Annotated in this window: 15 protein-coding genes, 2 pseudogenes and 1 riboswitch; of the genes and pseudogenes, 9 read left to right on the top strand and 8 right to left on the bottom strand. The window is 45.1% G+C overall.

Going from position 1 to position 22381, the window contains the following annotated elements; genetic code table 11:
- The coding region (locus AACQ21_RS07025; protein WP_105976679.1) for a M20/M25/M40 family metallo-hydrolase at window positions 1–895 on the top strand (895 nt) is incomplete at its 5' end.
- Window positions 896–963: 68 nt separating this feature from the next.
- Here the strand turns inward: AACQ21_RS07025 and AACQ21_RS07020 are convergent.
- Both AACQ21_RS07020 and AACQ21_RS07015 read right to left on the bottom strand, forming a co-directional pair.
- Window positions 964–1698: a hypothetical protein gene (locus AACQ21_RS07020; RefSeq protein WP_017050909.1), complete on the bottom strand. Its 735-nt coding sequence runs from the start codon at window positions 1696–1698 to the stop codon at window positions 964–966.
- 19 nt (window positions 1699–1717) lie between these two features.
- Window positions 1718–1876 (bottom strand): hypothetical protein, encoded by a 159-nt coding sequence (locus tag AACQ21_RS07015; RefSeq protein ID WP_010319274.1) that lies wholly within the window; start codon window positions 1874–1876, stop codon window positions 1718–1720.
- Between the two features lie 358 nt (window positions 1877–2234).
- Window positions 2235–2328: riboswitch (glycine riboswitch) on the top strand.
- A 123-nt stretch (window positions 2329–2451) separates the two neighbouring features.
- On the opposite strand from AACQ21_RS07015, the pseudogene AACQ21_RS07010 reads away from it, so the two are divergent.
- Window positions 2452–3830, top strand: a pseudogene (locus AACQ21_RS07010) (alanine/glycine:cation symporter family protein).
- 67 nt (window positions 3831–3897) lie between these two features.
- Here the strand turns inward: AACQ21_RS07010 and AACQ21_RS07005 are convergent.
- Window positions 3898–4536, bottom strand: a complete 639-nt coding sequence (locus AACQ21_RS07005; protein ID WP_017044740.1) for a LysE family translocator — start codon at window positions 4534–4536, stop codon at window positions 3898–3900.
- A gap of 220 nt (window positions 4537–4756) precedes the next feature.
- Here AACQ21_RS07005 and AACQ21_RS07000 point away from each other — a divergent pair, with 220 nt between their 5' ends.
- Window positions 4757–6238 (top strand): carboxypeptidase M32, encoded by a 1482-nt coding sequence (locus tag AACQ21_RS07000; RefSeq protein ID WP_105976677.1) that lies wholly within the window; start codon window positions 4757–4759, stop codon window positions 6236–6238.
- A 72-nt stretch (window positions 6239–6310) separates the two neighbouring features.
- Here the strand turns inward: AACQ21_RS07000 and AACQ21_RS06995 are convergent, their stop codons facing one another.
- Window positions 6311–7714, bottom strand: coding sequence for an MDR family MFS transporter (locus tag AACQ21_RS06995; RefSeq protein WP_013856812.1), 1404 nt, complete (start codon window positions 7712–7714; stop codon window positions 6311–6313).
- 98 nt (window positions 7715–7812) lie between these two features.
- On the opposite strand from AACQ21_RS06995, the gene AACQ21_RS06990 reads away from it, so the two are divergent.
- Window positions 7813–8724, top strand: a complete 912-nt coding sequence (locus AACQ21_RS06990) for a LysR family transcriptional regulator (RefSeq protein ID WP_013856811.1) — start codon at window positions 7813–7815, stop codon at window positions 8722–8724.
- An 89-nt stretch (window positions 8725–8813) separates the two neighbouring features.
- On the opposite strand, the gene AACQ21_RS06985 is transcribed toward AACQ21_RS06990, so the two are convergent.
- Both AACQ21_RS06985 and hrpA read right to left on the bottom strand, forming a co-directional pair.
- On the bottom strand, window positions 8814–9296 hold the full coding sequence (locus AACQ21_RS06985; protein ID WP_013856810.1) for a porin family protein: 483 nt from the start codon (window positions 9294–9296) through the stop codon (window positions 8814–8816).
- 103 nt (window positions 9297–9399) lie between these two features.
- Window positions 9400–13335, bottom strand: a complete 3936-nt coding sequence (hrpA, locus tag AACQ21_RS06980) for an ATP-dependent RNA helicase HrpA (protein WP_105976676.1) — start codon at window positions 13333–13335, stop codon at window positions 9400–9402.
- A 240-nt stretch (window positions 13336–13575) separates the two neighbouring features.
- Between hrpA and AACQ21_RS06975 the strand changes: the two genes are divergently transcribed.
- Together AACQ21_RS06975 and AACQ21_RS06970 are read left to right on the top strand one after the other, a co-directional pair.
- Window positions 13576–13986 (top strand): hypothetical protein, encoded by a 411-nt coding sequence (locus tag AACQ21_RS06975; RefSeq protein WP_096036410.1) that lies wholly within the window; start codon window positions 13576–13578, stop codon window positions 13984–13986.
- Window positions 13987–14070: 84 nt separating this feature from the next.
- Window positions 14071–14514, top strand: coding sequence for a tellurite resistance TerB family protein (locus AACQ21_RS06970; RefSeq protein ID WP_026027231.1), 444 nt, complete (start codon window positions 14071–14073; stop codon window positions 14512–14514).
- A gap of 6 nt (window positions 14515–14520) precedes the next feature.
- On the opposite strand, the gene AACQ21_RS06965 is transcribed toward AACQ21_RS06970, so the two are convergent.
- Window positions 14521–15051 carry a 3'-5' exonuclease gene (locus tag AACQ21_RS06965; RefSeq protein ID WP_047689084.1) on the bottom strand — a complete coding sequence of 177 codons (531 nt, stop codon included), beginning with the start codon at window positions 15049–15051 and terminating at the stop codon, window positions 14521–14523.
- 94 nt (window positions 15052–15145) lie between these two features.
- Window positions 15146–16669: a sensor domain-containing diguanylate cyclase gene (locus tag AACQ21_RS06960; RefSeq protein ID WP_105976675.1), complete on the bottom strand. Its 1524-nt coding sequence runs from the start codon at window positions 16667–16669 to the stop codon at window positions 15146–15148.
- Between the two features lie 315 nt (window positions 16670–16984).
- Here AACQ21_RS06960 and AACQ21_RS06955 point away from each other — a divergent pair.
- The 3 genes and pseudogenes from AACQ21_RS06955 (at window position 16985) to AACQ21_RS06945 (ending at window position 22372) form a co-directional block, all read left to right on the top strand.
- Window positions 16985–17621, top strand: a pseudogene (locus tag AACQ21_RS06955) (DUF2760 domain-containing protein).
- On the top strand, window positions 17621–19519 hold the full coding sequence (locus AACQ21_RS06950) for an Hsp70 family protein (RefSeq protein ID WP_105976674.1): 1899 nt from the start codon (window positions 17621–17623) through the stop codon (window positions 19517–19519). Before AACQ21_RS06955 ends, AACQ21_RS06950 begins: the two are co-directional and overlap by 1 nt.
- A 48-nt stretch (window positions 19520–19567) precedes the next feature.
- Entirely contained in the window at window positions 19568–22372 is a 2805-nt protein-coding gene (locus tag AACQ21_RS06945) for an Hsp70 family protein (RefSeq protein WP_105976673.1), read from the top strand.
- The last annotated feature ends 9 nt before the right edge of the window (window positions 22373–22381 follow it).

The following is a 22381-nucleotide window of genomic DNA, read 5'->3' as shown; positions in this document are numbered from 1 at the left end:
CGTACTGAGCTGTCACATGGATACCGTCAAACCGGGGATTGGCATTACACCCGTCATTGAAAATGGCGTCATTCGCTCTAACGGTGAAACCATTTTAGGCGGCGATGACAAATCGGGTATTGCGGCCATTATGGAGGCGATCCGAACGATTAAAGCGCAAAAACAACCTCATAAAACCATTGAAATTGCATTCACCGTCCATGAAGAAGGCGGGCTACAAGGCTCCAAACACTTTGATATGTCTCATATTCAATCGGCTAAGGCGATTGTGCTCGACACTGGTGGTCCAATAGGAACCATTGTTAAAGCCGCCCCAGGGCAGCAAAAAATCATCGTTAGTATCAAAGGCAAACCCGCACACGCAGGCCTTGCCCCTGAAGAAGGTATTAGCGCTATCGCCGTCGCGGCCGATGCGATTACCCAAATGAAATTGCTGCGTATTGATGAGGAAACCACGGCGAATATCGGCCTTGTTCATGGCGGTGGCGCAACGAATATCGTCATGCCTGATCTTAGAATTGTCGCTGAAGCCCGTTCATTGAATGATGATAAGTTGAGCCTACAAGTTGAACATATGGTGTCAACATTTCAGGCCGCGGCGCACAAGCATGGCGCGCAGGTTAAGATTGAATCTACTCGTGCTTACAACGCCTTTGTATTGGATGAAGAGCATCCGCATATCGTTGCGATCAAAAAGAGCTTTGAATCGGTTGGGATTGCACCAAAAACCAAACGTACTGGTGGAGGCAGTGATGCAAACAACTTTAACGAAAAAGGATTAGTGACCGTCAATTTGTCAACGGGCATGGCGAAAGTTCACACCACCGAAGAGTATATTGCGATCAGTGATATGGTGAAGATTGCAGAATTCCTAACAACGTATTTGACCGAATAAGCCTTACGATAAAACAGGCCTCATTTTCGCGAGGCCTGCTAAAGAAACATTGGTGGGATTTATATAAATTATAAGCCTATATTTTCCGTTAACGCTTTGATTTGTTCTAAATCCATGCGGTGAACTTGGATCATCTGATCGATTTGGCTAATTCTTGAATTCGCTTCATCTTGCTTATCACATGCGTCTGATTTTGCATCCCACGACTTACCTTCTAGGTAGACATCACAATCGGTTTTGAGCGTTTTGAGCTTCGGTACTAAACTTTCTTTCTCTTTTTGCAGCGCTTCTAACTCTTGCTTAATTTTCAATTCACGTTGGAACAGTTCGCGTGAACGTTCAAAAATCGTTGCCTGCATATCGGCTTGCCGATTTAATTTAGAATTTTTGTTCTCAACTTGTGCTAGTGCATTTTCCTGTGTATTAAGTTTCGCTTGCAGCGCTTTATTTTCTGCCATTAACGCTTGGTATTGGCTTTGCGCTTGATCCAACTCTTGTTGATACTGCTTTTGTTGCTCTTCTAATGCTTGTTGAAGTTTATTTGCTACTTCAGCGTCGACACTGGCGACTTTTAATTGCACTTTTTCAGCTAATTGGCTTTTATCTTGGGTGAGCTGTTCATATTTTTCTTCTAGCTGATGGTATGTTTTTTGCCAGTTATTCGTGGTGATACTTGAACCGATTAAGCCACCTAATGCTAACCCCAACACCCCTGCTAACGCGATGTAGACGTAGGTGCGTTTGTCTCGTTCTTCAATCACTACGACATCGTCTTGTGCATCAATGTCCGTCTGTTTGTTCACTCTTTCGCTCCTATCTATCTCAGCGAGTTAATTCAGTAATCACAATTGAGGCAGCATAAATGACAAAAGCAGTGAGTAAAGAAACCACCACACCTTTTTGCAACTTTTCGTTGGTACGATAACGAATAAAAATAAAAGCAATGGCGATCAATAAAATAATGGTGATGAGTCGTGTCATTAGCCTATCCTCTCACGTAGTGTATATCATTTATAACACGCGATAAGTCAGAAAAAAGTAGAACAATCGACAACAAGCGTAAAGTTTTCACCCCTCATCCTACGTTTACGTCTATAAATGGTTAACAAACCACCAAACGGCAGCAAATTGAGATCAAAAGCACAATTTTTCTTGTCTTGAAAAACGCTTTATGTAACATATCTCGCCTTGATGGTAAGCGCACTTATCATCAGTTCCGATGAAGACTGCAGGAGAGTAGCCTTAGTTTATTCAAAGTATGAGTAAACAGGCTCGCCGAAGAAGTAAATCTTTCAGGTGCTAATGCTCTCTCTTATGAGAGTTGGCGAGGACTGTAGTTGGAGGAACCTCTGGAGAGAACCGTTTAATCGGTCGCCGAAGGAGCAAACCCTATTTGGGGTGAAACTCTCAGGCAAAAGGACAGAGGAGTGGAAAGTTACAATCATAAATAGGTGTGGTTTCTTCACCACTGGCCTGCTGTGATCTTTTTGTGGGATCTTTTCAGATTACTGCCCTTTCCCTCTTCTCCTTAACTGTCGTTTTATTAAGGGGAACTAATGAACAACCTGCAATCTATTCTTGAATCTATAGACAACTTTGTCTGGGGACCACCACTTTTAATTTTATTGGTCGGTACAGGCATCTATTTTACGTTTCGTCTCGGTCTTATCCAATTTCGACATTTACCTACCGCACTTAAGATGGTGTTTAGTAAAGACAAAGACGCCGGTAAACAAGGCGATGTATCAAGCTTTGCCGCCTTATGTACCGCACTTTCCGCGACGATTGGAACCGGTAATATCGTTGGCGTAGCGACAGCGATTAAGCTCGGTGGGCCGGGCGCGCTATTTTGGATGTGGTTAGCCGCGCTGTTTGGTATGGCGACCAAATACGCTGAATGTTTACTGGCAGTAAAGTATCGTCAAGTGGATGACAAAGGCCAAATGGTTGGTGGCCCGATGTATTACCTGCAATATGGCGTGGGCTCGCGAACTTTGGCGGTTTATTCGCCCTATTTGCCATCGGCGTCGCTTGTTTCGGCATTGGTACATTCCCACAAGTCAACGCGATTTTAGATGCTACTGAAATCTCTTTTGGTGTGTCACGCGAAATATCAGCAGTGGTTCTAACGCTGTTAGTCGCATTTGTCACGGTCGGTGGTATTCAATCAATTGCTAAAGTGGCTGGGAAAGTGGTACCTGCCATGGCCCTTTTTTACATCCTTGCGTGTTTGAGTGTGATCATCAGCAACAGCGATCAATTACTCACGGCTATCAGTTTAGTTATCACTTCTGCCTTCACTTCCACAGCCGCTACTGGTGGTTTCTTAGGAGCGAGCATCATGCTGGCGATTCAATCAGGGATTGCGCGCGGTGTATTTTCTAATGAATCTGGTCTTGGCAGCGCGCCAATGGCCGCGGCGGCAGCGAAAACTGACTCTTGCGTAAAACAAGGGTTGATTTCAATGACTGGTACTTTCTTTGACACCATCATTATTTGCACCATGACCGGGCTTGCGCTGATCTTAACTGGCGCATGGCAAAGTGATTTTTCTGGTGCCGCTATGACAACCTATGCATTTGCCGTGGGCTTAAATGCGGAAACCTTGGGCCCGATGATGGTCTCCATTGGTTTGATGTTTTTTGCCTTTACGACGATTTTAGGCTGGAACTATTACGGTGAGCGCTGCGTGGTATTTTTGTTTGGTACCAAAGCAGTAATGCCTTATAAGCTGATTTTTATCGGTTTGGTGGCATCAGGTGCGTTCTTGCACCTTGATATGATTTGGATTATTGCTGATATCGTTAACGGTTTAATGGCTATCCCTAATCTGATCGGATTAATCGCATTACGTCATATTGTGCTTGAAGAGACCAAGCTATTTTTTGAAAAACAGTCAGCGCCTTTTACCCGTGGTGCTCAAACCCAACATTAATCGTTTGCCAGCCGATAAGCATGTGGCAATGCTTATCGGCAACTTTAGGCGACTAAAGAGCAACTTCTTAAGCCGCTTCATCTTCTAGTAGCAATTTCACCCCAAGCGCGACTAGCACAACGCCTGTTGTCCCTTCCATCCATTTCATAAACGACGCATTTTTGAGTAAGTTTTTTGCAAAACTCAATGCGCCCGCTAAACCGCACTGCCAGCACATAGCGATAACAAAATGAATGGCAGCCATCAAAAGCGATTGCAACAACGGAGAATATTCTGGGTTAATAAATTGCGGCAAAAATGCGAGATAAAATACTGCCGTTTTAGGGTTCAACACATTGGAAAGAAAGCCTTCACGCAATGACCGCTTCAGCGTAAATTCACTGTGTGAAATCGCCGTAACCTGCATACCTTGGCTATTTTTCAGCAACGCTTTTAAGCTGGATAGTCCCAGCCAAATTAAATACGCCGCACCAATCATTTTAACCACATGAAACAGCTCGGCCGATTGTGCCAAAATCGCCGAAATACCAACGGCGGAAAAGGTCGCATGCACAAATAGCCCCATGCAAATACCCAAACTTGTTATGCTGCCGTCAGTGAACCCAGCTCGTGATGTGTTACGAATCACCAGCGCCGTATCTAGCCCTGGAGTTAGCGTTAATATAGTAATTGCGATCAGAAAGGCTTCAACGTTTTGGATATACATACCCGTCCTTGTATAAAAGAAATGTCATCGTTTGCCTTTTTATACCTGAGCTCTTTTATAAAGTCTTTAACAGTTTTCACTGGATAAGAAAATAATGAAATACTCATAGCCTTGTCGGTTTGGGTCACGCTCTTTCACCTTAATTGACTTTGATGGCCTTGGTTAGACACTTAATGGTTGCTACACTAACTCTTCTTTTACGTCACGGAAGGCTAATTCCATGGATGCATTCAATCAATTAGTTCAACACTCTAAGAAAATTTCACATTTCAATCATTTAGCGGCTATTTGTGGCTGGGATCAAGCCGCAGTAATGCCTGCTGGCGGCGCTCAAGCTCGCTCGGAAGCGATGGCGCAATTGTCCGTTCATATTCATAGTTTACATACTCAACCTCAATTAGCTGAATGGTTCGATAAAGCACAAAATGAGTCATTGGACGATGAGCAAAAAGCAACTCTGCGTGAACTTAAACGCCACTGGCAGCAGGCAAACATACTGCCTGAAGCTTTGGTGCAAGCGAAATCTCTTGCTGGTTCAAAGTGTGAACATGCTTGGCGTACCCAACGCAAAAACAATGATTGGGTCGGTTTTGAGAAAAACTGGGCTGAGGTGGTCACACTCTCACAGCAAGAAGCGCAGATCCGCGCTGATGCTACAGGTTTAACGCCTTATGATGCGATGCTCGATCTTTACGAACCGGGTACAACAACTCAATCATTGGACGCTGTTTTCAGCGATGTTAAAACTTGGCTGCCAACGTTAATCGATCAAGTCATAGAGAAGCAACGCGCCGAAGAGATCATCATGCCAGCTGGCCATTACCCTGCTGAAAAGCAAAAGGCATTAGGCTTGGAAGTCATGAAACTGCTTCAGTTTGATTTTGAACACGGTCGCCTTGATGAAAGCGTTCACCCTTTTTGCGGCGGTGTTCCAACCGATGTTCGGATCACCACTCGTTATAATGAGTCGGAGTTTATTCAGTCTCTAATGGGCATTGTCCATGAAACGGGCCACGCACGTTATGAGCAAGGCTTGCCTAAACATCTTGCAGGTACACCAGCAGGAGAAGCGCGTTCGATGGGTATTCATGAATCTCAATCGCTCTTTTTTGAAATGCAGATGGGGCGCAGTGAACCCTTTATTGAGCACTTAGCCACCCTAGCCGCCCGCTATTTTTCAGGTAGTGAAGATAAAGTATTTGCACAAGCGAATTTCCAGAAGATCTACACTCGCGCTGAAAAAGGCTTTATTCGTGTCGATGCCGACGAGCTCACTTATCCAGCGCATGTCATTTTACGTTATGAAATTGAACGTGATTTGATCAATGGTCATATCAAACATACCGATGTGCCTGAGCTATGGGATCAAAAAATGCAGGCTTACCTCGGCCTTTCTACCCAAGGAAATAACCAAAACGGCTGTATGCAAGACATCCACTGGACAGATGGCGCTTTCGGATATTTCCCAAGTTATACACTTGGCGCGATGTACGCTGCGCAGTTTATGGCAGCAATGAAGAAAACGGTGGATGTTGATGCCGCCATTCGCAGTGGTGATTTATCACCAATATTTACTTGGCTTGCCGATAATATTTGGCAAAAAGGTAGCCTATTAACAACCGATGAATTGGTGAAACAAGCGACTGGAAATGTGCTTAACGCTCAATATTTCCAAGACCACCTAAAGCATAGATACCTTTAGCGCCAAACTTAAAAAGCAGCTTAAATCGCTGCTTTTTTTACACTTAGTTAACGCTCAATAACACGCAGGAATTCATGATGAACTTTTCATCAATGCATCTTTACGCAAGCGCCATACTGTCAGTAACATCGCCAGTAACGCTAGCACGCTCATGCCAATATAAACCAAGCTAAAACCTTGTGATAATACCTGAGTGGAAACGCCGGCCTGCTCGGCACCGTGTTCAGCAACCATGACTTCGCTCGGCACTCTCAAATAAAAGAGCGCGGAACAGAACGCAACACCGAGTGCACCGCCGAGTTCTCGTCCAAAATTAAACAGTGACATGCCAATGCCGCGATCGCGTGCGGGTAAGACACTTTGTACAACAACGCCTAAGGCCGGTAAGGTTAAACCAATACCTATACCCGCAAAACCCAATGCAAATTTCACCCACATATCGTAATGAACTTGCCACAATGCAGCCATAGCTAAAGCAAAACCGACGATCACTAACATCTTATAACGACCAAACTTCGCGATGAGCTTCCCACCCACATAAGCGCCAGAGGTAATACAGACCATGAAGATCACCATAATGGCACCGCTTTCTGACGGAGTGAGTCCTTTTTGCCACTGAAACTGCAGTGGTAAATAGACCAAAAGCGCAAACATCAGCATTTGCGACCCCATAATAAGAACAATCGCGGTCAGATAATTCGGAAGACGTGCTAAACGCGCCGGTAAGATAGGATCACTCACTCTGCGTTCAACAACCACCAAAGCAACTAAACACGCCAGTAATGCAAACGCGCCCCAGCCAGTAGGGATAAATGAATGTGAAGAAAGTAATAACAGCAGCAAAGTCGTCGCACTCATGAGTAACGCTGCTCCCACCCAATCAAAGCGACTATCTCTGCGTTTATTGAGATGCTTCAAATAGCGGTTAACCATGTAAAGTGCCACCAACCCTAGCGGTAAATTAATACCGAATACCCACCGCCAACTGAGGTAGTCAGCAAAATAGCCGCCAAGTAGTGGCCCTGCAATACTGGACACCGCATAAACCGCTGAAATATAACCTTGGTACTTGCCCACTTCGCGCGCAGGAATTGAATCGGCGATAACGGTAAATGCCAGAGCTATTAAGCCTCCACCGCCAATCCCTTGAATCACACGAGCACCAATTAAACTGGGTAGATCAAAAGCAAAGGTACACAGCGCGGAACCCAACATAAAGATCACGATACTGACATTTAACATCCGAACTCGTCCGAACAAATCGCTCAGTTTACCGTAGACGGGCAATACAGCGGTCGATGCTAATAGATAAGCAGTAATCACCCATGTTAATGCTTGTCCTGCCGAGAGATCTTGCCCAATAAGAGCCAATGGAGTGGTAACGATGCTTTTTTCAAGCGAGCCTAAAGCGATGACTAAAGCAACGCTGGCAAAAATAATTTTCGGATTAGCCGAATAAGTTGAATCGGTAGGCATGTGCCCCTCATATGAACTTGATTAGAATGCGCGACCGACACGATAACGTAATAGTGCACATCCTAAAATAGGATAGAATGGGATGGCTTATTGCATAAATGGGATTAATGATGAAACTTGATGATTTATCACTCTTTTTAACGGTAGTGAAATGTGGCAATTTTACGCTGGCAGCAAAACAAAAAGCCTTGTCCACCAGCACGTTGAGCCGTAGAATTCAGCAGTTGGAGCAAGATATTGGCAGCATTCTACTGATCAGAAACAGTAAAGAAGTAGTACTAACGAAAGAAGGCGAGCATTTGTTTGAAACCTATGCCAACCTATTTAGCCAAATAGAAGATAAACAAGCACAAGCTTTAAAAGCCAAACAAGAGTTTAGAGGCGAGATCGTCATTAACGCGCCAATCCTACCCATTCGGCATCAGCTAAGTCCATTAGCACTGGAATTTTGTCAGCAACATCCTAAAGTCAACATTCGTATTCAAGTCGGTGCAGGGCTGGATTATCATACCCAGCACGACCTTGATATAGCGCTGCGTTTTGGTCCACAACCGCAATCCGATTGGGTTGCGCGCAAACTAGCTAATAACCCTTCCGTGTTGTGCACAAGTCCTGACTACTCGGCCTCTTTGCTGCTAAAACATCCAGAGCAATTACTTTCTCTGCCACTACTCACTTTAAATACCAAACAAGCGTGGATATTTGAACATCAGCAAAGCAAAGAACGTTTTCAATTTATCCCTCAGGCACGTATTAGCTCTGAGGAAATTGATACGATTTTGCAAGCCACATTCATGAATATGGGTATTGCAAGGTTACCTAAAGGATTAATTGATAAGGAGTTAGAGGAGAAACGATTAGTGCCATTATTGCCTAATTGGCAGATTGAAGGAGCGGATGTTTATTTGCTGCACCCTCAGAGACGTTTTCTTCCTGAGCGAACTCAGGCATTTATTGACTACATCATCAATCACTGGTCGCGCTTTGCTTTCAGTTACTGGCGTACTTGAGAATGTACACCACACCATACTGCTCAAATAAAAAACCACTTCTTGCTACTAACGAGCAAGAAGTGGTTGAAAGCGATTGAGTGACTAGATTAAAGAAAGTGGAAGGTCGCGTTGAATGAAACCGTACCAATATCGTCATCGCCCAAAGTGTAATTCATGTAACTTGCACCAACTGAAATTGGCCCCATCAGGAAGTATTCAGCGCCTACACCGTACATGATGTCAAAACCATCATCTATTTTATTGCTGTTTAATTTTTTATCCCAAGAATGCAAACCACCCTTGGCATACACATGCAGAGGGCCAAAATCAATGCTTGGCTTTACCGCAAAATAAACAGAAGAGGCCGCGATTTCATTCGTGGCACTGACTTCAAATTTGCCATGGTCGGTGTAACCCGCTTCGAGGCCAATCAGAGGAAGAATACCAGTACCGGCATGAATGTTGTACGAAGTGCCGCTTTTACCATTCAAATCCGATTGGCCTACCGATGCGCCGCCATAAATCCAAGAGTCAGCAAACGCCATTGAAGATGTACTGATCAGCGCCAGTGCGATTAAAGTCTTTTTCATGATGAACCTTCTTTATTTAATTTGGCAGTGGCCTCAAAACGGCGACCGATTGCCACATAGCGTCAAATTATAGTGAACTGTTGGTTAGATGCAAATCTTATACCTAACAAGCATCAATCGCATTTTTTATACGTTTATCTGAAACTGGATAAGGAGTGCCAAGTTGCTGAGCAAATAAACTCACGCGAAGCTCTTCAATCATCCAACGGATCTCTTTAACATTTTCAGGTACTTCTGCACCACGAGGTATCTTGTTTAGTAGCGCTTTGTAATCATTGGTTACCGCTTCAATTTTCAACATGTGCAAACGATCCTTATTTGGATCAATGGGTAACTTCTCCATCCGACGTTCAATCGCGCGCATGTAACGCAGAATATCCGGCAAACGCTTCCAGCCGCATTCGGTGGCAAAGCCTTTAAAGATCAAACCTTCGATCTGCGCTTTGATATCCGATAACGCAAAAGCCATCGTAAAATCGATTTTCCCTTTCAGCTTTTTATTAATGTTGAATGCCGTGGTAAGGATCGTCTCCACTTGTTGGGCGATATCGACCACAGTATCGCCCAATTCAGCGCGCACAAACTCTTTCAGTGCCTCAAACTGCTCCGGCTCCCACACTAAACCGCCTTGCTGCTCAATTAACTTATCAATCCCACAAGCAATACAGTCATCAATCAGGTCCAGTACTTTGCCATACGGGTTAAAGTAGAGCCCCAATTTTGACTTGTTCGGTAAATTGGTGTGCAGATATTTAATCGGTGAAGGAACGTTCAGCAAAATCAGACGCCTTTGCCCTGCTTTCATTGCATTGAGTTGTTCTTGCTCGGTCTCAAAAAGCTTAATTTCAACACTCTCTTTACTATCCACTAACGCTGGATAGGCTTTAACCTCGAAACCGCCGCGCTTTTGTTGGTACACTTTCGGTAATTCACCAAAGCTCCACGTATGCAGACCTTGCTGTTCAATATCATCGTCTGCCACTTGAGAGAGTGTTTCTTGTACTTTCTCTTTCAAACTCTCTTTCAACTGATATAAATCTTTATGCTCGTTGAGTTTGCGATTTTTATGATCCACCGCGCGAAAAGTGATTTTTAAATGATCCGGAACTTGCTCTAACTTCCAATCTTCACGCTTCACCTCGACGCCCGTCATGCGTCTTAACTCTTTTTCCATCGCATCCAATAAAGGCAATTCCATCGGTGTGACACGAGCTAAAAACGCATCCGCATAGTTAGGTGCCGGTACAAAGTTTTTGCGCAGTGTTTTAGGCAAAGACTTGATGAGGCTGACAACCAATTCATGACGTAACCCGGGGATCTGCCAATCAAACCCTGTCGGCTCAATTTGATTTAGGATCGGCAATGGCAAATGTACCGTGACACCGTCACTATCTACTCCAGGTTCAAATTGATAGCTGAGCTTCAGTTTAATACCGTTTTGTTGCCAAAAGTTGGGATAATCTAAATCAGTGATGTGGCTAGCATCACCTTTAAATAGCATCTCTTTTTCAAAGTTGAGTAGATCTGGGGTGGCTTTGCTGGCTTTTCGCCACCACGCATCAAAATGACGCCCAGAGACCACATCAGTTGCGACTCGCTGATCGTAGAACTCGAAAAGCTGTTCATCATCAATCAAAATATCGCGGCGGCGAGATTTATGCTCAAGCTCCTCGACTTCAAGTAATAAGCGACGGTTTTGCTTGAAAAACGCATGTTTGGTTTCCCAATCACCTTCAACTAATGCACTGCGAATGAAAATCTCACGACATAGTGGCTCGTCAATGGTGCTGTAGTTAATCAAACGTTTAGGCACAATTGGAATGCCATATAACATCACTTTTTCATAGGCCATGACGGCGGCTTGTTTTTTTGACCAATGCGGTTCGCTGTAGCTACGCTTGATCAAATGCTGTGCCAGCGGTTCCACCCATTCAGGCTGGATTTTAGCTGCAATACGCCCCCACAGTTTAGAGGTTTCCACCAATTCGGCGACCATCACCCACTTGGGCTGCTTTTTAAACAGACCAGAAGCGGGAAAGATATTAAAGCGGGCGTTACGAGCCCCTTGGTATTCATTTTTTTCTTGGTCTTTGATACCGATGTGCGACAGTAAACCAACCAAAATTGCGCTGTGGATACTTTGGTAATTGCCCGGTTCGTCGTTCAATTTGTAATCCATTTCACGCATCGATTGGTGAATTTGGAAGTAGACATCCTGCCATTCGCGTACCCGCAAATAATTGAGGTAATCTTGTTTACACTGCTTACGAAATTGGCTGCTGCTTAACGCTTTTTGCTCAGTTTTAATGTGGTTCCACAAATTCACTAGGCTCAGGAAATCGGACTCTTCATCAAAAAATCGGCGATGTTTCTCATCTGAGGCTTGTTGCTTATCTGATGGGCGTTCACGTGGGTCTTGAATCGAAAGTGCAGCGGCAATCACCATCAGCTCTTTTACGCAGCCAAGCTTTGGCGCTTCGAGCACCATACGCGCCAAACGGGGATCAATCGGCAAGCGTGCTAATTTGCGCCCCATATCCGTCAACTGCTTTTTGCTGTCGTGACCATGTTTATTGGTATCAGGAACAATCGCACCAAGCTCTTCAAGCAAACGCACACCATCTTGAATGTTGCGTTTATCCGGCGCTTCCACAAACGGGAATGCTTCAATATCACCCAGCCCAAGTGCGGTCATTTGTAAAATAACCGAGGCTAAGTTGGTACGCAGTATTTCCGGATCGGTAAATTCTGGGCGTGAAAGAAAATCCTCTTCGGAATAGAGGCGTATGCAGATCCCTTCTTCAACACGGCCACAACGTCCTTTACGCTGATTTGCACTCGCTTGAGAAATTGGTTCAATCGGCAAACGTTGGACTTTGGTGCGGTAGCTATAACGGCTGATACGCGCCGTACCTGGGTCAATGACATATTTGATACCCGGAACGGTAAGGGATGTTTCTGCCACGTTGGTGGCTAAAACGATGCGCCGCCCTATATGGGGCTGAAAGATTTTATTCTGCTCACCGGCGGATAATCGTGCATAAAGCGGCACAATTTCAGTATCACGTAAGTTACGTTTACTGAGCGCATCGGCCGTATCACGAATTTCTCGTTCACCATTCATGAAGATCAGAATATCGCCAAGTCCTTCAGCGCAGAGCTCATCGACGGCTTCAAAAATACCTTCAAGTTGATCGCGGTCTACGTCCTCTTCACCAAGCAGTGGTCGATAACGCGTATCGACCGGATAAGTACGACCCGACACTTCAATGATAGGCGCGCCACTAAAATGGTTAGAAAAGCGTTCAGGATCGATGGTGGCCGAAGTAATGATGACTTTGAGATCCGGACGACGCGGCAGCAGTTCTTTCAAATAACCTAAGATAAAATCGATATTTAAGCTGCGCTCATGCGCTTCATCGATAATGATGGTGTCGTACTGATTGAGAAAACGATCATGCTGGATTTCGGCCAACAATATCCCGTCAGTCATCAATTTGATCTGAGTCTGCTCGGAAATTTGATCGTTAAAACGAACTTTATAGCCAACAAAGCCACCCAGTTCTGTTTCCATCTCTTGCGCTATTCGGCTCGCGACCGAACGCGCAGCAAGGCGACGTGGTTGCGTATGGCCAATCAGGCCATATTTACCGCGCCCAAGTTCTGCGCAAATTTTGGGTAACTGAGTCGTTTTGCCTGACCCTGTTTCACCCGCCACAATTACCACTTGGTTTTCAGCAATCGCTTTGGCGATATCATCGCGTTTTTGGCTTACGGGCAATAAATCAGGGTAGTCGATGGTAACGCGGCTGTTGAGACGCTGCTGGGCCACCATCATTGACTGAGCAATATCGAGCGCAATTTGATCAAAAACGGCATGTTTGGCTTGCTCATTTTTTATTTTGCTCGCACCAGAGATGCGTTTACTCAAACGAAAACGATCACGCATCATGCATTCTTTCAATGCATTGCGCAGAGATGCCGCACTGTTGCTGCTAGCGTTCATTGACTTGTGTTGATTGGGCTGTGACGAGGTCAAAGCATTTCCTATTCATTTCATTACATAAAACTGAGCGGATTGTAGCATAATCAACGCTCCTGCAATCAGTTATCCTTTCACAAACGGCGAGCATTTATTCGCTTCCTCCTCGATTCCGGTATGTTTTGCCATCGTTTGTATGATTAAGCGATTTAAAATTGGGTAATCGGATCAGGATTTCTTATGTTTATAAGAAAATCGCCGCTACAATAGCGACATGATTACTGAAACGATAAAACTGTGAAAGCATCTGAACTGAAACACATACTCGATTCACTACCCGATAACACCGATCCAGAATTGGTGATGGGTGAGGCTTGGTTGCCTGAACGTCTTATTGACACACAATTGGACGGCCATTTTCTGTTTCTAGAGTTTGATAATGCGCCCGAGGAAGGTGAAGGAGAGGAAGAAGGTCGCGGTTTTGTTGAACATGAGATTGCCATGATACGGCGACGCTTTGAAGAAATTTTGCTAGAAAAAGCGGACAATAAATCCAAAGCCGATGCCATGTTAGCGCTTTTCCTGATGGGGCATGAATACTCAAGTTCAGAAGTCATTGAAATACTAGAAGACCCTAGCGTTCCTCAAGATCCGAATGATTTTTATCACGAGAACGATGAAGATGAAGATGAATCTCATGATATTTAGAATCTCACTTTATTCTGACTTGTGTTTTGCTCAATACGCCACTATTTAAACAATAATGACTCGAAATTTTCAGTAGGTTTTTTTATGTTTAATGCCATTACATCGCTATTCAAGCAACTCTTGGACGGAGAAGATTTAGGCCAGCGTTCCAACACTAACCCCAACCTAGCGATTGCTTGTTTGCTCAGAGAAGTGGCAGGAGCCGATCATCAAATTGACACACGAGAAAATGACGCTAAGTTTCAATTAGTTAAACGACTATTAGCGTTAGATGATACAGAAACCACGGAACTGCTCATTCGGGCAGAACAAAGCGTCAAACAGTCAGCTTCATTGTATGATTTCACTTCACAATTACGCGAGCTCTCGCAAGATACGCGATATGAACTTATCAAGGCGATGTGGCAAGTGGCGCACGCGGACGGTGAGATAGACCCACTCGAAGAGGCGGTGATCCGCAAAGCGGCAGAATTATTGTATGTCGACCACAGTGAATTTATCCGCGCTAAACTTTCCGCTCAAAAATAGAGCGGATTACAACATCGTTAACGCCAATTTCGCAAGGTTGTAGGCATCCACATAAGCGGAGTGCTGTCGCCCTTCCCACTCAATACCTTGCGCTTCTTGTGCGGCGCGGTGACCAATACGTTTTTCTTTCATTCTCTGCTGAATACGGTAGAGCGTTGCTAGGTTGATGAACTCGCTAAAAGGCATAACGATCCCCTTCTGCTCACACTCTTTAGCTAAAATTTGATCATCACGCCCCCACGAAACATAAATCTTGTTTGGGCCGCCAAAATTTTTGACCATTGATTGAACGACACCTGCAAGTGGTCGCCCCTGTTTTTCAATCTTACGCGGAGTTATCCCGGTTAACTCACTACAAAACAGCGAAATTTCGTCTTGCTCTGGCCTGACATAATATTGAGCGCGCTTCACAATCGTGCCCAACTGCACATCAATTTCAGCTAAACCCACTTCAATGATTTCACCCGTTGTCCCAACCCCATTTTCATTCCAGCAGCACATTTCTAAATCGAAGCAGACAACTCGGTTATAGTTCATTGTTCAGGCGTATCCTTTAAATATAAGTGGTCAAAAAACACTATCTTACTCGACTCCTCTCAAAAACTCGACTCTCGCCCTTTCGTTCGGACAGTTATTGGGCGATTGAAACTCGGTTGCGGCCATTTTCTTTGCTTTCGTATAACTTGCTGTCTGCCAAATGTAATAAAGACTCTTGATCATAAGTATGATTGATCGCCGCCCCAATACTGAGCGTGCAATACAGCACCTCATCCATGAACTCATATCCGGTTGATTCAACAGCCGCTCGTAACGTTTCTAAATAACACTGCAAAGGTTGAAGTTCTGACAATTCACAAACAATGCAAAATTCGTCCCCACCTAACCGAGCTAAAACATCATTATTTCCCATATGACGTGAAATAACCGTTGTGATATGTATTAGCATCTCATCGCCTGCAATGTGGCTATGGTTGTCATTAATCAGTTTAAAATCATCGACATCAAACATTACCAACGAAAAAGCTTTTTTCTGTAAGACGTTCTCTTGCAGTAAACGTCCGAATGCACGTCGGTTATACAACCCAGTCAAACTATCGTGGTCCGCTAAAAAGCGCAGTTCTTCAGTACGTTCTTCTAGCATCTCGCTAAGATGAAGTTTTTCTCTCATCAACAAATAGACAACATAACCTAACAAGATCGAAATAATTAAACCACCGACGCTGAGCGCCACTAAAATCCACTGTATGTTGCTCGCTATTGGTTCTGAGAACTTAAAATCAATTTTCCAATCACGGTTAGGCAGAGATAAGCGTTTCTCTATTTCTATGCCTTTGATTGAATCCCAATCTGGGCTTTGGAATAGAATCGGATCATCTTCGGCATCAAATCCGAGATCGGTTACTTTCATATACAATCGATGATCGGATGCCGTGCGGCTCACCAATCCATCAAAATAAGTAGAGAGTCGAATAACACCCACTACCACACCAATCATTTCCTGTTTGTTGTAGTTAAAAACGGGATGATATACCAATAATCCATCCTTTTTGTGGTGTGCTTCTATGCCATCTTGCAATAGGCGGACCTTATCGGATATAGCAGGTAGCCCCGTACTCTCAATATGTGCAGCAATTCTTTGAAAGCGAGGGCGTAGCGAATAGAAACCGAGCAATTCAAGGTTACTTTTGGTTTGAGGATAAATATCACTCAGAACATAAACGGGTTGTTCATTATCTTCAGAAAATCCAATCACCTTTTGACCCGCTTTAGGTACTGTAAATAACTCAAATTGAGGCAAACGATCCCTCATTAATGTTACAAATTCGTCAGCATCATCTTTCGTCACTTTCGCTAACCATTGCAAACCGATAAGGCTGTAGGATGTTGACATAACACCATGAGCAAAAACGTCAAATCCTTGCACATTACCCCCCTCGGTAGCATGCAAAAAATTGGCAGCCGAACCAATAAAACTGACATCATTTCCAACCAACGTGTCTAATATGCTTGCTTGATGTTCAGCGTGGCTATCAAACAACATGACGATATGATTCTTTTGATTAATGTAGAGTAATGAGATGACTGACGCTGTCATCATTAAGGTAATAATTGAAATACATAAAGGATAGATCACCTTTTTGTCGCTCTCGAACATAACAGCCTCTCCGTGGCTCAGGACTCAGGACTCAGGACTCAGGACTCAGGACTCAAATTACTCTTATAAAAGTAGGTAAATCAATAGCCAGTCACCAATTTATTAACCAATTAATCTTAAAGTTGAACCAGAATAGAGAATTAATGATTGATACTGCTCAAAACGCAAGCAATCACTTTAGCTTAAACGTGATGATGCGGACTTTCTATCCTGTATTCGCCTTGAATATGGTAAGCTGCGCCCCTATTTTTAAGTCTATTCACCGTAGGCTCACGAGAATTCCCACGCCTACTTCATTGTGTAAAGAGAATTGTGATGAACTTCGATTTAAATATGATCCCTACCACCTTTGATATGCTGCATGCTGGGCTCAGTGCATCAAGCCTTTTGCTACTTCTCATTGTGGTATCACGCAAATCAAAAGTCGTTGAGAAAGTTGTTGAAAAACCTGTCGAGAAAATTGTCGAAGTCGAAAAGCCGGTTGAAACGATTGTTGAAGTCGAAAAAATCGTAGAAGTAGAAAAAGTGATTGAGCGCGTAGTTGAAGTCGAATCTAAATTAGCGACAGCGCCAACCGATTCCGCCCTACAACTTTTGTCGTTAATGCAGCAAGAAGCTCGTCTGATTGACTTCTTAAATGAAGATGTCACCGCTTTTTCGGATGAAGAAGTCGGAGCCGCGGCGCGCGTGATCCACGCAGGTGGTAAAAAAGTTCTACAAGATTACATTCAGCTCACGCCCATTCGCGGCGAAGATGAAGAAAGCCGAATTACCATTGAAGCCGGTTTCAACCCGCAAGAAGTTCGCTTAACGGGTAATGTGACGGGTTCAGCACCCTTTAATGGCACCTTAGTCCATAAAGGCTGGAAAGCAACAGCTATCACTTTGCCTAAATTGGCTGAACAGTATGATGCTTCAATCAATCATCGCCCCTGCCGAGGTTGAATTGTAATGGAACAGACAGCGCCAAAATTTAGTATTGGTATTGACTTAGGCACAACACATTGCGTGCTCTCTTATGTTGATACACAGGATGAAAACGCTCGCGTTTCAGTAATGAGCATCCCTCAACTTACCGCGCCCGGTACGGTTGAAAGCCGTCATCAATTAGGCTCGTTTTTATACCAGCCTCATGAACATGAGATGAGCCCTGCCGCACGCGTTTTGCCTTGGTCGGCCGAGCCAAAAGCTTTAGTCGGTGCCATTGCGCGCAACCTTGGCAGTAAGACACCGATTCGTTTAGTCGCCAGTGCCAAATCATGGCTATGTCATGGTGGCGTCAATCGACGTGATGCATTTTTACCCGTGGGTAGCAGCGATGAAGTGGAAAAGATCTCGCCATTAAAAGCCACTGAGTATTATCTAGAGCATTTAAAAAGCGCTTGGGATCACGCTCACCCTGACTTCCCCTTAGCTACACAAGATGTCACGTTAACAGTACCCGCTTCATTTGATCCAGCCGCCCGAGATTTAACCGCTGAAGCAGCACGCAACGTTGGTTTTGAGCAATTAACGCTGCTTGAAGAGCCACAAGCGGCTTTATACAGTTGGATAGATAATAGCCACGATGCGTGGCGCGATGAAGTCAAGGTGGGTGACATTGTTCTCGTGGTTGATATTGGTGGGGGAACCACTGATTTATCCTTAGTGGAAGTGACTGAAGACGCTGGTAACTTAACGCTCAATCGGATTGCGGTTGGTGAGCACATCTTACTCGGCGGCGACAACATGGACCTTGCCCTTGCTTACCGTTTAAAAATGAAATTGGCGCAAGAAGGTAAAGAATTAGCCCCTTGGCAAGTACAAGCGATGACGCACGCTTGCCGAGATGCCAAAGAGGCGCTTCTTAATGACAGTGCCCTACATTCCGTACCGATTGTGGTACCAAGTCGCGGTTCAAAACTGCTCGGTACAACGCTTAAAACCGAATTGACTCAACAAGAAGTGCAACAAACCTTGGTCGATGGTTTTTTCCCACAAGTGAATATCACTGATCATCCGGTGCAAAAAGCACGTGGCGCATTAACGCAAATGGGCCTTCCCTACGCGCAAGACGCTGGAATTACCCGCCATATCGCCGCGTTCTTGGCAAAACAAGCCCATGCAATGGGTGGCGACATATCCGCTCTAGAAAAATCCGCTCTGAATGATAACCCATTTGCTGGCATGCCCGGTATGGGCGAAGCTCCGGAGATGGATTTTATCAAACCGACCGCCATCTTACTAAACGGTGGCGTGTTAAAATCCGATTTATTAGCAAACCGTCTTCTCAGCACTATTAATGCTTGGTTGAGCACTGTGGGAGCACCACAGATGAAGCGCTTAACAGGCTTAGACCTTGATTTAGCCGTCGCATGTGGCGCAGCGTATTACGGCGCAGTTCGTCGTGGACAAGGTGTGCGTATTCGCGGTGGCATTGCCTCGAGTTATTACGTCGGTATTGAAAGTGCTATGCCTGCCATTCCGGGGATCACACCGCCGATGGAAGCCTTGTGCGTCGCTCCATTTGGCATGGAAGAAGGAACCAGTGTCCGCGTACCAAGCCAAGAGTTTGGATTGGTCATTGGTGAGCCTGTACATTTTCAATTCTTTGGTTCAACAATACGCCGCGATGACGAAGCTGGCATGCACTTAGATTATTGGGCTCCAGAAGAACTTGTAGAGCTGCCCGAGATCCACGTCACCTTGCCTGTTTCTGAAGGACGTCGACAAGGCGAAGTCGTTCCGGTTCACTTAGCCTCAACGATCACAGAACTCGGGACACTTCACTTAGAAGCCATTGCGACCGACAACGGCCAAACATGGCACGTTGAGTTCGATGTGCGTGAAGATCCTCAAGTCACTCAATAATCCCCACACGGCATCTTCGGATGCCTTTTTTGAAATTCAGGAGCCTCCATGTATTCTCCTCGCTTTCTCGTCGGTATCGATTTAGGCACCACCAATACTGTGGTGGCATTTTGTGAAATCACCGAATCGTTAGAAGACTCACCCGTGCATCTTTTTGAGGTCGACCAATTGATTGGCCCCGGTGAAGTGGTTCGAAAACCACTCCTTCCGTCATTTCGTTATCACCCAGCCAACGGGCAGATCGCACCTGATGCCCTATCGCTCCCTTGGCAAATTGAACCGGTTATGGGCGATAGCAAAGAGGTAATTATTGGCCAATGGGCAAGAGATTTAGGTACAAAAGTAGAAGGGCGACAAGTATCCAGCGCGAAAAGTTGGCTCTCCCATCAAGGGGTTGATCGCAAGCAAGCCATCTTACCGTGGGCAGGCGCTCACGATGTGGCGAAAGTTTCCCCTGTCATTGCCAGCGCCAGTTATCTCAATCACATCCGGCAAGCATGGAACTACCGCCATCCAAGTCATCGACTTGAAGATCAAAATGTCATTATCACCGTACCGGCATCATTTGATGAAACGGCTCGTAAGCTCACCATCGAAGCTGCAACACTGGCTGGCTTAAGCTCAATTGTACTACTTGAAGAGCCACAAGCCGTTTGCTATGACTGGTACGCACGTCACCGCCATTGTGCCTCACAGCAACTGCAATCACTCCCTTTGATCTTGGTTTGTGATGTGGGCGGTGGTACGACAGACCTCAGTTTAATTGAAGCGAAACACAGCGTAGACAACCAACTTTCTCTTGACCGAATTGGCGTGGGCGAGCACTTAATGCTCGGAGGTGACAACCTTGATTTAGCATTAGCTCATCTAGCTGAACAGCGCTTTGACGGTTCGAAAAAATTAACCGCCGCTAGTTTAAGCAAACTAATTCAGCAAACTCGCCAAGTAAAAGAGCAGCTCCTATCAAACCAAGCCCCAGAGCAGCTAAAAATTACGCTCCTTGGCAGTGGTTCAAAGCTATTAGGCGCAGCAAAAAGCATTTCCCTGACGAAGCAAGAGGTGCATGACATTGCACTGGAAGGCTTTTTCCCACTTTGCTCGGTACAAGAACGTCCAAATAAACGCCGCAGTGCAGTGGTGGAATTTGGTTTGCCCTACGCAGCCGACCCTGCCGTGAGTAAACATATCGCTGAATTTTTAGCTGAACACCAAGCCGTTTCTCGCCTTGCGCTCAAGCAAGAGTCAAACGCAACGGCCATTCCCGTTGGATTACTACTTAATGGCGGCGTATTTAATAGTGAGCTTATCACAAAGCGCATCACTCAATTATTGACCGATTGGCGAGGTTCGCCGATCACCCTGCTTGATAATCCTCACCCTGATTGGGCAGTCGCACTCGGTGCTGTTGCCTATGGTAAAGCTCGCCAAGGTGCACAGCTTAAAATCGGCGGTGGATCGGCACGCTCCTATTTTTTACACCTGCCTGAAAAAAACAGTGCGGGACATGCTCTCTGTGTCTTGGCTAAAGGCACCGAAGAAGGACAAGAGATACGCTTAACCAGCCGCCGATTTTCACTGACGTTAGGTGAACCAGTACGCTTCAACATCCTGACCTCAACCCACGATATGTTTGCTGATCGCCGCGTTCAAAATGGTCTGTTATTGGCTGTTGAACATGAGCTTTTTACGCCATTGCCTCCTTATATAACGGCGTTAAAAGGAAATGATGCTGCTCTATTGCATGCTAACCAAAAGCAACGAGTGGAAGTTCAACTGGCTTGTCAATTAACTGAAGTCGGCACGCTTAAGATTGAATGTGTCAGTGTTGAGGACGAAAAAAACCGATGGAAACTTGAGTTTGAAGTTCGCAAGCACAGTGAGTCAGACAGTGAAATCCAACGTCATCCTCGCTTGTCAGAGGCGATTTCGTTCATCACACACCTTTATAGTGGCAATAAAAAAGCCTCTGATAACCAAGCCATAAAAACGCTTGGCAAAGATTTAGATAAGCTTTTAGGGCCACGTGATGAATGGGATTTCACCACGCTACGACCGCTCTTTGATGCATTTTCTCAAGGCCGTAAACGTCGACGTCGCTCAGAGCAACACGAGAAAAACTGGTTGCGTCTGGCTGGATTTGCCCTGCGACCAGGATTTGGCGACCCAACTGATCCTTGGCGTATGGAACAGATGTGGAATCTGTATCAACAAGGTATTCAATTCCAAAATCATCAAGGCTGGAGCGATTGGTGGGTATTTTGGCGGCGTATTGCTGGCGGACTGAGGCAGGAGCAACAAGAAACGATTCTAGCGGATATCGCTAAGTATCTTCACCCTAGCGCAATCAAAAATCCAAAATCAGCTCAAGAAGCGCACGACAAAGGGTACGAAGCAATGGTGCGGCTTGCCGCTTCGCTGGAACATCTAGAAGTGGAAGATAAAGTATTACTTGCCACGTGGTTTTTGAACAAAGCGATTAATCAAACTCAATGTGAACAAGCACACTGGTGGGCCGTTGGGCGGTTAGCCTCTCGGACGCTACTGTATGGTAGTCAACATTCAGTCATCCCAAGAGCGCAAGTGGAACAATGGTTACCGAAGTTGCTTGATCAAAACTGGCAAAAAGAACCGATGATTGCCTTTGCTGCGGTAATGATGTGTCGCAAGACAGGAGATCGTCTTTTTGATATTAGCGATGATGTTCGTCAGCTCGTTTTAGCCAAGATAAAGCAAAGTAAGGTTCCAGAAACTTGGTTTACTTTGGTGAATGAAGTGCATGACCTGTCTGACACAGAATCCAAACGTGTCTTCGGTGATACTCTTCCAAGTGGGTTGATACTGCTTAAAAAATGAATCGACCTA

The sequence above is a fragment of the Vibrio sp. V01_P9A10T6 genome (assembly GCF_963877065.1).
GTDB classification, from domain to species: Bacteria; Pseudomonadota; Gammaproteobacteria; order Enterobacterales; family Vibrionaceae; genus Vibrio; species Vibrio anguillarum.
Note: the sequence above shows the minus strand (reverse complement) of the source record. Positions and strands in the feature narration are given on the sequence as shown.

What these genes read in the sequence shown, in the direction of transcription:
- AACQ21_RS06990 (WP_013856811.1), top strand. Translation starts at nt 7,813, where the DNA reads ATGGGATTAATGATGAAACTTGATGATTTATCACTCTTTTTAACGGTA.
- AACQ21_RS06950 (WP_105976674.1), top strand. Translation starts at nt 17,621, where the DNA reads ATGGAACAGACAGCGCCAAAATTTAGTATTGGTATTGACTTAGGCACA.
- AACQ21_RS07000 (WP_105976677.1), top strand. Translation starts at nt 4,757, where the DNA reads ATGGATGCATTCAATCAATTAGTTCAACACTCTAAGAAAATTTCACAT.
- AACQ21_RS06985 (WP_013856810.1), bottom strand. Translation starts at nt 9,296, where the DNA reads ATGAAAAAGACTTTAATCGCACTGGCGCTGATCAGTACATCTTCAATG.
- AACQ21_RS06970 (WP_026027231.1), top strand. Translation starts at nt 14,071, where the DNA reads ATGTTTAATGCCATTACATCGCTATTCAAGCAACTCTTGGACGGAGAA.
- AACQ21_RS06960 (WP_105976675.1), bottom strand. Translation starts at nt 16,669, where the DNA reads ATGTTCGAGAGCGACAAAAAGGTGATCTATCCTTTATGTATTTCAATT.
- AACQ21_RS07005 (WP_017044740.1), bottom strand. Translation starts at nt 4,536, where the DNA reads ATGTATATCCAAAACGTTGAAGCCTTTCTGATCGCAATTACTATATTA.
- AACQ21_RS07015 (WP_010319274.1), bottom strand. Translation starts at nt 1,876, where the DNA reads ATGACACGACTCATCACCATTATTTTATTGATCGCCATTGCTTTTATT.
- AACQ21_RS06965 (WP_047689084.1), bottom strand. Translation starts at nt 15,051, where the DNA reads ATGAACTATAACCGAGTTGTCTGCTTCGATTTAGAAATGTGCTGCTGG.
- AACQ21_RS06995 (WP_013856812.1), bottom strand. Translation starts at nt 7,714, where the DNA reads ATGCCTACCGATTCAACTTATTCGGCTAATCCGAAAATTATTTTTGCC.
- AACQ21_RS06945 (WP_105976673.1), top strand. Translation starts at nt 19,568, where the DNA reads ATGTATTCTCCTCGCTTTCTCGTCGGTATCGATTTAGGCACCACCAAT.